At 55.8% G+C, this 14,782-nt stretch carries 9 protein-coding genes; 2 read left to right on the top strand and 7 right to left on the bottom strand.

The genetic code is table 11. The annotated features are described in order from the left end of the window. Positions 1–14 precede the first annotated feature (14 nt). From IRJ17_RS11700 to IRJ17_RS11690, 3 genes are read right to left on the bottom strand one after another with little or no spacing between them, the layout of a single operon-like run. Complete coding sequence (locus tag IRJ17_RS11700; protein ID WP_122963815.1) at positions 15–605, bottom strand: ECF transporter S component; 591 nt, start codon at positions 603–605, stop codon at positions 15–17. Positions 606–634: 29 nt separating this feature from the next. Continuing rightward, entirely contained in the window at positions 635–1,582 is a 948-nt protein-coding gene (locus IRJ17_RS11695) for a nucleoside hydrolase (protein WP_242774799.1), read from the bottom strand. 36 nt (positions 1,583–1,618) lie between these two features. Beyond that, entirely contained in the window at positions 1,619–2,623 is a 1,005-nt protein-coding gene (locus tag IRJ17_RS11690) for a LacI family DNA-binding transcriptional regulator (protein WP_173596789.1), read from the bottom strand. Positions 2,624–2,866: 243 nt separating this feature from the next. Here IRJ17_RS11690 and IRJ17_RS11685 point away from each other — a divergent pair, with 243 nt between their 5' ends. After that, on the top strand, positions 2,867–3,808 hold the full coding sequence (locus tag IRJ17_RS11685) for a DMT family transporter (RefSeq protein WP_242774797.1): 942 nt from the start codon (positions 2,867–2,869) through the stop codon (positions 3,806–3,808). Positions 3,809–3,927: 119 nt separating this feature from the next. Further along, on the top strand, positions 3,928–4,608 hold the full coding sequence (nfi, locus tag IRJ17_RS11680) for a deoxyribonuclease V (protein WP_242774793.1): 681 nt from the start codon (positions 3,928–3,930) through the stop codon (positions 4,606–4,608). Positions 4,609–4,701: 93 nt separating this feature from the next. Here nfi and IRJ17_RS11675 read toward each other — a convergent pair whose 3' ends face one another. From IRJ17_RS11675 to IRJ17_RS11660, 4 genes are all read right to left on the bottom strand, one after another. Beyond that, positions 4,702–5,355, bottom strand: coding sequence for an immunity protein Imm33 domain-containing protein (locus IRJ17_RS11675; protein ID WP_173596787.1), 654 nt, complete (start codon positions 5,353–5,355; stop codon positions 4,702–4,704). Between the two features lie 284 nt (positions 5,356–5,639). After that, complete coding sequence (locus IRJ17_RS11670; RefSeq protein ID WP_242774790.1) at positions 5,640–11,159, bottom strand: non-ribosomal peptide synthetase; 5,520 nt, start codon at positions 11,157–11,159, stop codon at positions 5,640–5,642. Positions 11,160–11,171: 12 nt separating this feature from the next. Further along, positions 11,172–13,514: a bifunctional Gfo/Idh/MocA family oxidoreductase/class I SAM-dependent methyltransferase gene (locus IRJ17_RS11665; RefSeq protein WP_242774788.1), complete on the bottom strand. Its 2,343-nt coding sequence runs from the start codon at positions 13,512–13,514 to the stop codon at positions 11,172–11,174. Beyond that, complete coding sequence (locus IRJ17_RS11660; protein ID WP_242774784.1) at positions 13,511–14,641, bottom strand: saccharopine dehydrogenase family protein; 1,131 nt, start codon at positions 14,639–14,641, stop codon at positions 13,511–13,513. The genes IRJ17_RS11665 and IRJ17_RS11660 overlap by 4 nt, the downstream gene beginning before the upstream one ends. Positions 14,642–14,782: the final 141 nt, after the last annotated feature.

Genomic DNA, 14,782 nt, shown 5'->3' with positions numbered 1-14,782 from the left:
GCGATGAATCACGTTTAGTCTTTCATATAAATTTGTCCGTAGTTAAGCTTGGACAAATAGCGGTCAGACATGTTGCGAACGATCAGGAAGCAAATGAATGCCGACAGCAGCTTGTCGCCGATTTCCTGAATGAACTGTGTGGAGAACACAGCCGTCCAGATTTGTTGGCCGGATGCCAGCAAGACAGCGGTAATCGCTCCGCCAGTCGAACCGGTAACGCCGCCAAACAAAATGACAGTGATCGGAGCCGCAATAATAGTAGAGACGAATGCCAGGATAATGCCCGCGATAATTACTTTCCAAACCTTCTTGAACATCCCTTTCATGGAAAGGAAGCCTGCTGCCAAGCCTACTGCCATGGAAACGAGGGAGAAGGGGAGATAAACCGGGTTGAAGATCGAGTTGATCAGGTTGGTAATCAAGCCTGCCACGAGCGCTACCCACGGACCTGCTACCATGGCGATAACCAGTGTGCCGATGCTGTCCAAGAAGATAGGCAGACGAAGCAGCTGAGCAATTTGGAAGCCGACCATGTTGATGGCGACGCAAACAGGAATCAGCAGGATTGCCATGAGAGTGAAGTCATTCTTGATGCCGGTTTTCATACCAGAATCCTCCTTTTGCTGAAAAATTTTTATACAAACTGCTTGATGGCAGCGTGTAGCATATCTGCAAAACGTGCTCTGTCAATCTCGAACAGCACTTTGGCGTTCGCCGGTTTGCCCGTCACGCGGTTGTAGTCCACGACGGTGCAGCCTGTGGTCAAGCGGCCGGATGTTTCAATCTCGACGTAGCAGTCCAGTCCGCGGAACAGCGTCGGGTCAAGCAAGTACGCGACTGCGCAAGGATCGTGCATGTGCAAGCCCTCCACATGTCCCGGCTCTGCCAGAAAATGCGGCGTGTTGGAAAGATTGAAAAAGTCGAGCAAGCCTGCCATGACTTGGCCTGTCTTGTTGCCGATGTGGCGAATGCGGTCGATATCTTCCTGGAACAGCTGCGCTTTCAGCGTCACATCAAGGCCGCTCATGATGATCGGAACTCCGGAGCGGAAGACGATATCGGCTGCCTCCGGGTCAACGTAAATGTTGAACTCGGCTGCTGGCGTGATGTTGCCGCCAAAGCAGGCCCCGCCCATCAGCGAGATGCACTCGATCTTTTCTTTCACTTCCGGGTAGGCGTTCAACAGGATCGCCACGTTGGTCAGCGGCCCGGTCGCCACAATGGTAACGCTTTCTTTTGCATTCAATAAAACATCACGCGTCGCATCCAACGCGCTTCTGTTGCTGGCGGCAAACTTCGCCTCGCCCAAGTCCGCGCCGTCAATGCCTGTCTCTCCGTGAATATCTTCGGCAATAATCAGGTCGCGTACCAACGGCTTGGGAGCCCCTCCTGCCACTTCGATATCGGTTACCCCGATAAAGCTGAGCAGCTTCAACGTGTTGTTCAACGTTTTGTCCGGCGTCTGATTGCCGGCACTTGTCGTAATGAGCTTCACATCCAGCTTGTCCGATGCGAGCGCCAGCAAGATTGCCAGCGCGTCATCGTGTCCGGGATCGCAGTCCATGATAATCGGTCTTTTCATCGCTTCCCTCTCCCTTTTTTGGTGGCTTGGTGACGATTACAGTTTGGTTGTGCTCTGGCGGATCATCAGCTCCGGCTCCCAATACACGACCTTTTGCTTGATCCCCTTTTTCTTGATGCTTTGAATCAAGATTTTCGCCGCTTCCTTGCCCATCTGGTAGGCGGGCTGGCGAATCGTTGTGAGCTTGGGCATCAGGGTGGAAATCAGCCTGATGTCGTCAAACCCTACGACCGATACATCGCGCGGAATGCTTTTGCCAAGCTCCTGCGCGGCTTCGTAGACGCCGATTGCCATCAAGTCGTTGCAGGCGAAAATCGCAGTGACCTCTCCGTCAGCCAGCATTTTTTTCGCGACCTCATAGCCGCCGTCGATCCGATAGCCGCCAGAGACGATCCATGATTCCTGAACGGAAATCCCTGCTTCGGCCAACGCTCGCTTGTAGCCTTCGACACGATCCTGGGAGTTCTGCACGCTTGGCGGCCCGCTGATGCAGCCGATCCGCGTGTGGTTTTGCTCCAGCAAATGCTTCGTCGCCATGTAAGCGCCTTCTTCATTTTTCATGTAAACACCGCTGTAAGCGTCTCCGGATTCTCCCCGGTCAATCAGGACGACTGGAATGTCGGCCGCGATCAGCTCGTCATACAAATCCTTGGAATACTTCGCCGTGCTGGAGAAGATGATGCCGTCCACTTTTTTCTCTGTCATCAACTGGACGTATTTCTTTTCTTTTTTCGCATTGTCATCAGAATTGCCTAGGAATACGCTGTAGCCTGCCTTGTTTGCGGCATCCTCAATCCCGCGCACCAAATCCGGAAAAAACGGGTTGGTGATATCGGGAAGAATCAGCCCGATCGTGCTTGTCTTGCGTGTGATCAACCCGCGAGCCAATGCATTTGGCTGATAATTCAGCTCCTTGATGATCGACTGGATGTACTCCCGCGTCTGCGGCGAGATGCCTTCCGATTTGTTGTTGATCACCCGTGAAACCGTTGCGGTTGATACGTTTGCTCTCTTGGCAATGTCCTTAATCGTAATCGCCATGCCCTCACCCTTTTTAGGTAAACGTTTACGTAATCGTTTACTTAACAAAATAGTCCTTTTCACACAGGTTGTCAACGTATTGTTTTTGCAGTTTTCCGAAAAAAATACTCCTTGCTTCACCCTACTCCCCGATTTATGATGGGACTACTATGGAGCTTTTCTTGGACAAACCTCCTTGCTAAGTGCCTCACCCTCACCCTTTTTCTGGTGCAGGACTTTCTTGACAGGAGAGGGGAAAACTCCATGAATACCGCACACTCCAGCTTCAAGCCCGTCTTGGCTGGCATCGTCTCGTCACTCATTTTCGGCTTTTCGTTTCTGTTTTCCAAAGTGGCTTTGGATGAACTGCAAAACAATACGATCCAGATGATCGCCTATCGCTTCGGCATCGCTGCGGTTGTGCTCGGCCTGTTGAAGCTTGCTGGCGTCATCAAAATATCGTATCGGAACAAGAGCATCGCCCCGTTGCTTTGGCTCTCGTTTTTTTATCCGTTTCTGTACTTTATTTTTGAAGCGCAAGGCATCCGCTACACCTCTTCCTCCGAAGCGGGTACGATGATCGCGCTGATTCCGATTGCCGTCACCATCATGGCGACGATCTTCCTCAAGGAAAAAACGACGCTTTTGCAATGGCTGTTTATTGTATTGTCCGTCGGCGGCGTGCTGTTTATCAATTTGATGAAATTCGAGGCGCAATCCAGCCTGACAGGCATCTTGTACCTGTTGGCGGCCATTGTCACTTCCGGCGTCTACAACATTTTGTCGCGCAAGTCCTCAGCGCAATTCAGTCCGCTGGAAATCACCTACGTCATGATGTGGACAGGCGCGCTTATTTTTAATGCGATCGCGCTCGGGCAGCATGCCGTGAATGGCACGGTCGACCAGTATGTCGCACCGCTCGCCAATCCGGCTCTCTTGCAGGCGATTTTGTACCTCGGCGTTCTCTCGTCTGTGGTCGCCTTCTTTTTGATGAATTACATGCTGGCCAAGCTGGAAGCCTCCAAGGCAGCCTCCTACTGGAATCTCAGTACGGGTGTCTCCATCATCGGCGGCGTGCTGATCTTGCACGAATCGTTTTACTGGTACCAGGCGGCAGGGATTGTCTTCATTCTCATCGGCGTGTGGGGTGCGAACCGTTTTGGACAAAAGCAAAAACAGCAGCCAAGCCAGGCCAAAGCTCATTAACGGCAAATGACATCCAAAAAAGCCAGCCCTCCGAGTGCGGGGCTGGCTTGATTTATCGTTGGGCTGTAAACTACTGGTAGTTCTTTTTTGCGAGATCACTTCAGTCAGGAGGTCACCAAATGCAACCCGTCATCCACCATCCGTGGACTCTCACGGAGCAGGAAGCCATTTCTCTGCAACAGCAACTGGCCCTGCAAGTCAAAACGGAAGATCAAGTAAAAGAAGTGCAGCATATCGCCGGAGTCGATGTCGCCTACCATGTAGCGGAAGATGTGCTCGTCGCCGGAATCGTCGTTTTGGATGCGGCAAGCTTGCAAGTCGTGGAATCTGTCGTCGTTTCGGATTCGGTAGCTTTTCCGTATATTCCGGGTCTGTTCTCGTTCCGGGAGCTTCCTCCGCTGATGAAAGCATTCGAAAAGCTGCAAACCGTGCCGCAACTGATCGTTTGCGATGGGCAAGGCATCGCTCACCCGCGCAGATTCGGACTTGCCAGCCACGTCGGACTTTTGTACGACATTCCTGCTATCGGCTGCGGCAAAACGCGTCTGCTTGGCGAGTACGCACAGCCCGATTCACACAGAGGAGCCTGCTCTCCCTTGCTGGACGAGGGCGAGATCGTCGGCGCTGTTTTGCGCACGCAAGCGGACACAAAGCCTGTATTCGTCTCCGTCGGGCATGGCATTTCCTTGCCGACTGCCTGCGAATGGATCACGCGGCTTGCTCCCAAGTACCGTCTGCCGGAGACGACGAGACAAGTCGATCAGTTGGTGAACAAAGCATTGGCTGGCTTGGGCAACTAAGCGCTTTGCTCTGTTTTTTTGCTTTGCCGCGCTGCGCGGACAGCTTTTGCCTGGACCGGACAAGGACAAGTCAAACCCTCGCAGCGACGTGCTTTAATGCAAGGTCGGCCAGACGTTTTCGTCATGCTCGTCAAGCACCGCTTCCAGTTGCTCGCCATCGAAAACAGCGAGATAACCGGGAGGCAGCGCCAGCACTTGCAAGACAGACGGGCGGTGTTTCAACAGTTGGAAAATGTAGTACGATTGCAAATCATCGCTGTCCACTTCCCCTTCCACTGGCCCGAGATACCAGCCTGAATCGCCGTCGCCTGCATGGTCGCCACGCTGCAAATAAATCCGTTTTTGCTCCAAGGCGCCTTTGGCGACGACGATCTTGTCCTGGAACAAGGCGGCTTCACCCGCGATCTGCAACGTTTGCAGGCAATGGTTTTGCGCCAGTTGCACATAGAGCGACACGGACAAGTCCGGATTGGTGTCCGTGAACGGATTGGTATCGTAGTCTGGTGCCACGACTTCCATCTGCCCATCGCGTTCGTTCACGATGAAAATAGTCCAGCCCACTTGAATCTTCGCGCCATTTTGAATCGGCCCGCTCTCGTTTTCCACATCCGCCAGCAATTCGAGCAAAAAGTCGGCCTGCTTCGCGAAAAACTCCCGGCAAGTCACCACGAAGGTTCTGTTGCCGATTTGCCGGGAGCGTTGACAGAAAGCAGACGACTGATTGTCGGGAAACGGTTTGTTGCTCATCGTTACCATCCTTTCTCCATCGGTATATCGATATGTATGTTTGTATGAAAATAGTTCACTCACAGGCAAAACATGCACGTTCATTGTCAATAGGGTAACACGATTCCAACAGCAGCGCAGCATTTTCCCGTTGAAATGGCGACGCGCGAAAAGACGCGTTTGGACGGGTAAACCGTCGCTGGGTCGCTAGGTCGTTGCTTCGTTCGTGCAAAAGAAGCAGGAAGAGGGATGCCCCCTTTCGCTCTGCCCGAGGCAGGTTCACGGAGCGATCCCTCCCTTGTTCTTTATTTTTGTGTGAACGGCGCTTCCAGCAATTGCGCCAGCCTGCTTACATTCGGCTCCATCATGCAACTGAAATGGTTGCCCTCAATCGTAATGACGTCCAGCTCGCCAAGGCATACATCCTGCCAGAAGGACAGCGTCGTGTCATCTGTGCGCGGCAGGAACAAGAACGGTTCGCTCGCCAAAAGGAAGCGGATGTCGCCCATGTACGGCAACGGCGTGTAGCGGGCGGCTTTGAAGCTTTGGCGGAACACCTGGCACAAGCCCTCCGCCATCTCGATCGGCATTTGTTCTCCGGTTGTTCTGGCCTTCGCTTCGACATAAGCCTGGAAGCGCTCCGCTTTGCTGACCGCAGCCATTTTGCCAAACAGCTCTCCTACCTGATCCAGCCCGGCATCTCCGCCAATCGTCACGGCAGCGCCTTGCGGAATGCACTCTCCGTGCCGCTCCACGAGCTGCATGACGCCACGAGCCAAATCTTGCTCATCCACCTTGCCAAAGCCTGCCTGCTCCAGCGAAACATTCAGGTTCGGGATAAAGAGTGTTTCGACGAGCAAATCGTCATCCACTTCGGTGAAGATCGGCGGAATGTCGATCAACACAAGATCCGCGACCTGCACGCCCCGCTCCATCAACCGCCTTGCCACTTCGACGGCGATCAGGCCGCCCAGGGAATACCCGATCAGTTGCAGTTCGCTGTGCCCTGTTGCCATCAGGCATTCGGCGTAATCGTCTGCAACTGTCTCGATCAGTTCTGCCGAGTCAAGCGAGCAGTAGCGTTCCATGTCAGCAATCGCCACACCTACAATGCTGCCGATCCCTTGCGCTTTGAGGTGCTCAAGCAGCGGACGGAAAATGTCCATCGTCCCGAGCACAGCGTGGAACACGACGCGCAGCGGCCCTTCCTGCGCCGTTCCGTACGGAATCAGCACAGCGTTGCTTGCACTGTTTTGCTGGTGGATCGTCCATGCTTCCTCGGTATGCGGCTGCTCCTCTTGTTCACGGGAGCGAATAAACTCAGCCAAGTCGGCTACCGTTGGATAGTTCAGCATTTGCCGCAGCAGAGCGTCGAACGGGATGGCTTGTTGCACCGGGTCTTCCGCCAGCTTGTCGCGCAGTCTTCCCGCCACCTGCGCCATGATGAGCGAATCCGCGCCATGCTCGTAAAAGCTTTGCGAGCGACCGATGGAAGCCAGCCCGAGCGATTCCGCCCACAGCTTAGCCAGTATGCTTTCCAGCTCATCCAGCTTCTCCTCGCTCGCAGCGACCATCTCTTGTGTTCCGCTTGCAGCGGGACGCCATTTTGCCAAGGTGCGCCGATCGACCTTGCCATTTCCGGTCAGCGGAAGCGCATCGACTACTTGCAAATGCTGCGGCAGCATGTACGCAGGCACATGACCTTTCAAAAATGCTTCCAGCTCTTGCGGACGAACCGCCAGTCGTTCCTGCTTCATCCGTTTGGCGAACAAATGGAACCCGAGTGCAGTCAGCTTGTCGTCTTCTTGCGGCAGCAGCAAAATCGGCTCGCCTTCCTCTTCTTGCAGTTGGGCAAGCCAGTCATGGCGATCCAGATAGGACGACTCCAGGCGCAATTCGTCTCCTGGCTCCATCATCATGAATGCTTGCGAAGCCAAAATCCACAAATGCTCAATCGTCGGCTCCGTGAAAACAAGCCAGCCGTCCGGGCGAATCAGCTCCCGCAGCCTGCTCATGCTGGCTGGTATGTCACGGGCATTTTCCAGTACCCCTGCCGCCAGCACGACGTCGAAGCTGTTCGGAGACAACCCTTGTGCCCGGTAGTCTTGGTCAACATCGAACACGCCGAAGCTCACGTGCGGATACTTGGCGAAGCGCTGCTTGGCTCCGGGAATGAAAAACGGCGCGACATCGGTAAAGACGTACTCGATCGGGTAGCCTTCCAGCGCTTGCAAAACGTTCCCCGTCGTCGCTCCTGTTCCGGCCCCGACCTCCAAAATGCGCAGCGGCTTGCCTTCGTGTCTTTGGGCGATTTGCTGCAAAAGCAGGCACATGCAACGGTTGAGATAACTCGCCATGATATGCTCAATATACAGCGTATGGACGTGATCCCATTTCCCCTCGGGGAACAGCAACGCGACCGGGTCCTCTTCGCCAGTCAAAAGCTCTGCCAGCTTTTCTGCGTTTTTGCGAACGTAAGCGGTAAAGCCGTCCGTTCCCAACATTTTCGTCCAAATGCCCTCCGCGGACGCCCAGCACTCGCCGACGAGCTGCTCACTGACAGTCTGTTCGCTGCGATACTGCTCAGCAGAAAGCGCGGTCAGCAGCCCGGCCTGCTCCAGCCTTGCAACCCAGCGGCGTACCAGCCAGTGATATTTCGGCAAAATTTTCTCTGGATGCAAAACCGCTGCCAACGGCTCGACTCGATTCGCTGCAAAAAACCCGAGCTTTTGCAACGCATGAAGCATGGAATGGAGCACAGCCTGATCCAGACTGGTCATCGCCGCTTCGATTTCCTGCACGCTGATGTGCGCCGCGATCTCCCCTGCCGTATCCCCGATGCCGCTGACTATTTGGGCAAATTCGGCCGCTTCCGCGCTGCGGTCGCGTTCCGGTTTGCGAGCTGGCTCCACGATTGCAAGCAGCGTCGGCTCGTCGCTCGCTTCATCCAGGACCACTCCAGCGGCGGCGACAGCAGGGTGCTTGAGCAGAGCAGATTCGATTTCTCCCAGCTCGATGCGATGCCCGCGAATTTTCACTTGGTTATCTTCACGGCCAAGGAACTCAATCTCGCCGCCCGGCCGATAACGTCCCAAATCTCCGGTGCGATAAAGTCGCTGCCCATCTTCGGGGTGCAGGAAGAAGCGTTCCTGGGAAAGTCGCTCGTCACCCGCGTAGCCTTGGGCCAGGCCATCTCCGGTAATGTACAGCTCGCCTGTGACCCACACCGGGCAATCGCGCATGTGCGCATCGAGCACCCGGAAGCCCTGGTTAGCGAGCGGCTGTCCGTACGGAATGCTGCGCCAGTCGGGCAACAGTCCTTTGTACACATGATAAATCGACCAAATCGCCGCTTCCGTGGCTCCCCCCAAGCTGACTGTCTGCGCGAACGGCAGGCGCTTCGTCATCTGATCCGGCAGCGACAGGGGAATCCAATCGCCTGAGAGCATAGCCAGCCGCAGCTTGGACAAGCATACTTCCGGCGTGCCTTCCAAATAGGTGACGAGCATTTGCATCATGGCGGGAACAGAATCCCACACGGTGACTTCGTGCGCAAGAATCAGCTCTACCCAATGCGACGGGTCTGTTTGCCTGTCCGGTTGCGGCAGGACAAGCGCGCCTCCTACCGACAACGGGCCAAATATGTCGTAGACGGACAAGTCAAAATTGAGCTGAGCCAGTCCGAGCACCTTGTCATTCTCGTTGACCGCAAAGCGGCGATTGATGTCGACAATCGTGTTCGCCGCAGCGCGGTGGCTGACGACGACGCCTTTTGGCTGCCCGGTAGAGCCTGACGTGTAAATGATGTAAGCTGGCAAGTCAGGATTCGTGTCAGGCAAAATGAGCGGCGTCTGCTGCTCCGCCACCTGGTCGACGTCCACGCGTTGAAGCGCCTGCGGCCACTCTGCGTCTGATTCGGAGGCAGTCAGCACAAAACGAATGTCGGCTTGTTCGGTCATCGCCTGCCTTCGCAACAGCGGTTGCTTGGCATCAATCGGCACGTACACGCCCCCGGCAAACAGCGTGCCCAGCACGGCGGCTACCTGATCGACGCCTTTTTCCAGCGCAATCGCCACGCGATCCTGCTCGCGGCAACCAAGTTCTTTCAGCTTTCCGGCGATCGCCGCAGCACGTCTGACCAGCTCTGCATAAGTCAGTTGACCATTTGCGTCAATCACCGCCGGGCGGTCCGGCGTCGCCATCGCTTGCGCCACGATCGGCTGGTGCAGCGCGTAGTCAGGCAGCGGAGCCTGTGTGGCGTTGATCTTTTGCCGCTCTGCTTGCTGCCATTGCGGCAGGGCAAGCTCGCCGCCCTCCTCCCAACGCTGTTCCGATTCAACCAACGCTTGCAGCAAATCGGCGAATGCCGCAAACATGTCGTCTACCATCTTTTCCGGAAACACGCCTTCCCGCACGTCCCAGTTGACTTGCAACCCTTCGGCGCTGTCCATCGCCTGGCAGTCGATGAACACTTGTGGCGTCTGGCTGATGCCGTATTCGCCGATTTTGCCGGAAAGCCGCTCTCCCTCCGCGATTCCGACAAGTCCGATCGCGCTGGTGAAGACAATCGGCATCAACGCTGCTTCGCGCCCGCGTCTGCGCGCCACCTCGCGCATGACCTCGACGCCGGAATAGAGACGATGATCCAAATCCTCGAACAATTGCTTCTGAATCGCTTTTGCCCGTCCCTGGAAGGAACGCTCCGCTCCCCAGTCTACGGCCAGCAAACTGACCGAAGTGAAATCCCCGACGATATCTTGCACGCGATCATGCAGCGGCTGGCGGTTCAACAGCGTCAAGTTCAGGCTGAACGCCCGATTTCGGCTCCAGCGCTCGATGACGGCGGCATAGGCAGTCATCACAGCGGCAGTCGGAGTCAGTCCGCGCTTTTGCGCCCGCTGCTTGAATACGTCCCATTTGGCCGCATCCAGGCGAATGAACTCCCGGCGAAAACGCGCCTTGCCCGCCTCAACTTCTCCCTTGGCAAGCGGCAAATCCGGGGTCTGCGGCAAATCATCGATGCGCGACAGCCAATACGCTTTGTCCCGCGAATAAGCTACTGTCTCCCGCAACGTGCGTTCCGTCAGCACGTAATCGCGGAACGTGATCGGCAGCTCGGGCAGCCTTTTTCCCGGCTCCTTGTAGAGCGTCTCAAATTCAGACAGCAACAGCCAAATACTCGCCCAGTCAGCAATGAGAAACTCCATGGAAACATGCAGCACGGCGCGATCTGCCGTTTTGGTCACGGCGATGCCGTAGAGCGGCCACTTGTCCGTGTCATAGACGCGATGCCCCATGTTTTCGCGGATCGCTTCCAGTGCACTCCCGGCTTTGGCTTTGTCCAACATGCTTGTGTCTGTATAAGGCACCTTGAAGCGCGGCACTTCTGCCATCACCCGCTGTTGTCCGTCGGAGTCAATCGTCGCACGCAGCATATCGTGACGCGCAATCAGTTGATTCCATACTTCCTCGACCCGTACCGGATCAAGCTGTTCGTAATCAAGCTCCAAATAAATGTGGCACGCCACGCCGCCGTAGCCGAACAGCTCATACCGTCCCAGCAAGTAAGCTGATTGCACATCTGTCAGGGGAAAAGGCGTAAAGCGGGCGGCCGGATCAGGCACAACCTCGACTGGCTGCGCCTCTTTTTGCAAAAGAGCCACGATTTCTGCTTTTTGTTCGCGAAGCATCTGCAAATCTTCGGGGGCCAGGCTGCCTTTTGGCGCCTTGTAACGCAGGTTCCCCGCTTCTTCCCAGATAGACACACCTTCCTCGCGAAGCCGCGTCAAAAGCTCGATACTACTGATCTGGATGTTTTGGGACATTTGCACACACTCCTATTTGGTCAGCTTGGCCATATCGTTGCAGTTGTCGGTGAAAACCAGTTCCCGCTCCGTTTTTTCTGCCTCTTGGCCTTTTTGGATGACAAACAGCTTCTGGCCGAGCAAAGCCAGCGGATGATCTTCGCCGGGCAGCACCGCAAGCTCGCCCACACCAGCGCCATGAAACACATCGCGCCACTGCTGAACAGTCATGAAGGTCGATTGCGTCTGTTTCCGATCATCGACAGGAGGCGTCATCATGAACGCCTGGGAGATCAGCATTTCCGTAAATTCTCTGGTCGGCTCGGTAATGAGCATCCACCCGCCAGGCACCAGACTCTCCATCAAACTGCGAATGATTTGATCCGTGTCGCGCGCATTGTTCAGCATGCCAGCCGCCACGACGATATCTACACTCCCTGGCTCCACACCTTGTTCAAACAAATTTTTGTCAATATCGACCACCGCAAAGCTCATCCACGGGCAATCCTTGAACCGCTGGCGGGCAGCCGCAAGGAAAAAGTGGGACACGTCCGTGTACATGTAGTCGACACGCAAACCTTTGGCAACTAGCGGTCGCAAGCGCGCGACGACGCCGTCAGTCGTGGCTCCTGTCCCTGCGCCTACTTCCAAGATGCGCAGCGAACGTTTGCCGGAAGCGATGCGGCTCGCCGCCTCTGCAACCGATTTGTTCAAATACTTGGCGACGAGCGTATCGCGGTAGAGCGCGTTGGCGACATCCATCCGGCCTTCCGGGAAAAGCAGCAAAGCTGCTTGCTGAGTGTCATTCATCAGCGCGGGAAGCTGATCGGCGTTGCTTTTCAGGTAGTCGATGACAAGTGGCGAACCGAGCTTGCCACTCCACGCTTCCTTCGCCATCATCCAGCGGCGTTCCACCTCTTCCCGGCTCATCCGCTGTCCGCACCGAAAAGCATCTTCACGGGCATCTATGTAGTTTTTGTCTTGCAAAACGTGCAGCCAGCGCCAGATGACAGGTTCGTGACGCGGTGCCACTTGAGCGAGCGAAAAAATGTCGGAGCTGCTGTATCGCCTATCGGGCTCAGCTAACGCCCCTTGCGATTGCAATGCCAACAGCATGGACGCCAGGGCAGCTTGCTCCAGACGCTCTACGCCTTCTTTCACCACTCCCGCATCCACGCCTGCCAGTTCGCTTTCCGCCACCGTCGAGCACGTAAACACATTGCGGTTTGCCTCTCCCCCCTGAACTGTCGACTCTTCCGGTTCAGGCAGGTCATCGGGAATCTGCAAAGCCGCCTGCCGCAGCACGTCCAGCGAAATCGGCTGATGCTTCCCGTTTGCGCGCAGCACCGGATAGCCCAATGCCTGCGTCCAGTCTTGCCAGCCGCGAGAGCAAAGCAGCTCCTGCTGCGCCCGCATGTCGATCGCCGCCCGATCCACGTTGCCCAAAATCATCTCCCGCATCGCCAGCAGATCACGCCCGATCGCTTGCGGCCATTGCTTGGTCAAAATATCGCGATAGCTTGCCGTCTCGTACGTCCCGAGCACTTCTGTGCTGCTTTCGAGCATATGGGCAGGCGGAGAGGCCGCCAACGTTCCGTGAATATCCGGCAAATCAGGCACATGCAGGCGCGGCTGCCAGACGACCGGACCGTGTGTATCCGTGAGCGACAAGCTCCCTCCTGCTGTACCGATCGTAATTTTGTGCAACAAATGCAAATGATTGTCGGGATCATCAGGGTCGACTTCATTGTGGGCCAAAAGCGTCACCGGAATTTTGCCGAGCTGTCCGATCAGCACCTGAAAAGGCCCTTCGTCTTTGATCACATGGTTGATCTTCCACGGGCGGATCGTCGGCAGCGCCTCTTGCAAAATGTGCATCAGCGGGTACGAAACTTGCGTGGCGCAAGCAGCCTCGATGTACAAGGCAGGCTGTTTGGCGAGCAGTTCTTTGGCGCAAGCGATAAATCGCCGGACCGCAGGAAGATGCACATACAAGTCACCCGTCATGAAATAAACGCCGGATTGCCGCGCTTGCTTCAGGCACGCCGCCAAATCTTTTTGATGAATCGGCTGCTCGGACAGGACGTGAATGCCGCGCTCCAAAAGCTCCAGCGCCAGATTCGTGCCCTGTCCGCCCATCACGGTCGAGCGGAGAACGACGCACGCGAGATCGAGATTGGCCGGAAGCTGCCCCACTTCTGTAAACAAGGGAACACCCAGACGCTCGGCGCACTGTCGCGAACGCTCGCTGCCTTTTGCCAGCAAGCCGACCAGTTCATACTGCTCAGGCAGCGCCCGCACTGCTTCCAGGTAAAACTGTCCAAAACGAGTGCCGCATACGACGACACGCAGCTTGCGATTTGCTTTTTGAGTCATCGGGCACCTCCCGCTGTTCTTTCGCTTCGTTCAAGCGCAAGCTCCACGCCTTGGCGGCAAAGCGCCTGAATCAAAGCTGCCTGTGATACGCCTTCGGATACGTAGTAGCAGCCCGCTTTTTTGTCCGCTTCTTCTGTCACGAGCTGGGCAACCGTCGCCGCCACGATGCCCGACAAACGGTTCCAGTCACCCCGGTACAAGAGCGTCGCTGTCAGCCGAACGGGAGCGCCGTCGCGAAGTCCGTCTGCATGCAGATGGAACATCGTGTAATCGTCTACGTTCGGCTTTTTGGCTGCGAACTGCTGCAACAAAAGCTTGGCAGAGTGCTGCTTTTGCTCCTCGGTTTTGTACTGCTGAAGAGCCTTGATCATGACAAACTGATTCAAGATGCCGCTATGTTGATAGCTGTTGTAAAAGTAAGCCGCCTTGATCTCATGGGCATGGGCCATCCGGCAAAATTCTTCGGTCAGGACGGGATACGTGTCCCGTTTGCCCGCTGGCTGGGGAAGCATGCAGCTTTTATGAAAAGGCCCGTCGATTTTGCGCACCTCTCCGTCACGGCAATAGCTCATCCCGTAGCCCGTGTCTTCCTCGATGCTGCACACGATGTCATAGGCAGCGTTCAAGGAAAAATCGCCCTGACCCGCAAAAAACAGTTCCAGCTGCTCGGTGCTGTCCAGCTCTTCCTCTGCTATGTATGAAGGGAATATCTCTGACAAGCCAGGGTACACTCCCGCTGAGATGACGAAGCGCAGTCCTTTTACCTCGATCTCCGCTTTTCTCGTCAACAGTAGCCGATACAAATGCTCGTCGCCGGATACATCGACGTAGTGAACCCCTTTTTCCAGGCACGCCACAGCCACTTTATCGAGCACTTGCTTGGCAGGGCCAGCGCAGTTGATCACGATATCGCAGCGGCTGCAAAAATCAGCCAGTCTGGAAGCGTCGAACACGTCCACTTCCCAAAAATCGCCTCTGTCCTCGCATCCCGCCAGCAGTCCCCGAAGCTTCTCGGGATTCCGTCCTCCTAGCAAGACCCGATGCCCGGCAGCTGTGAGAATTGTCGCCAAAGCTGCGCCGCCAACCACTCCGGTCGCGCCGAGAATGCCGATTGTTTTTTTCTCCACGTGTTCTCTCCCTCTCTCGCCTGCTCGCTGCATCGATTCCGGCAAAAAAGCCGGGCTGCGCCCTTTTGCGCCCATGTGCGCAGCCCGTGTTGCCTTTTTTGCTGGTTGAGCTATCCTTCGCTCAATTTGATGCTTGGCAGG

Source organism: Brevibacillus parabrevis, assembly GCF_022701015.1.
Classification (GTDB): domain Bacteria; phylum Bacillota; class Bacilli; order Brevibacillales; family Brevibacillaceae; genus Brevibacillus; species Brevibacillus parabrevis.
This window is presented reverse-complemented; position numbering and strand designations above follow the sequence as displayed.

Coding starts and splice junctions, on each gene's coding strand:
- IRJ17_RS11700 (WP_122963815.1), bottom strand. CDS start 605: ATGAAAACCGGCATCAAGAATGACTTCACTCTCATGGCAATCCTGCTG.
- IRJ17_RS11695 (WP_242774799.1), bottom strand. CDS start 1,582: ATGAAAAGACCGATTATCATGGACTGCGATCCCGGACACGATGACGCG.
- IRJ17_RS11690 (WP_173596789.1), bottom strand. CDS start 2,623: ATGGCGATTACGATTAAGGACATTGCCAAGAGAGCAAACGTATCAACC.
- IRJ17_RS11685 (WP_242774797.1), top strand. CDS start 2,867: ATGAATACCGCACACTCCAGCTTCAAGCCCGTCTTGGCTGGCATCGTC.
- nfi (WP_242774793.1), top strand. CDS start 3,928: ATGCAACCCGTCATCCACCATCCGTGGACTCTCACGGAGCAGGAAGCC.
- IRJ17_RS11675 (WP_173596787.1), bottom strand. CDS start 5,355: ATGAGCAACAAACCGTTTCCCGACAATCAGTCGTCTGCTTTCTGTCAA.
- IRJ17_RS11670 (WP_242774790.1), bottom strand. CDS start 11,159: ATGTCCCAAAACATCCAGATCAGTAGTATCGAGCTTTTGACGCGGCTT.
- IRJ17_RS11665 (WP_242774788.1), bottom strand. CDS start 13,514: ATGACTCAAAAAGCAAATCGCAAGCTGCGTGTCGTCGTATGCGGCACT.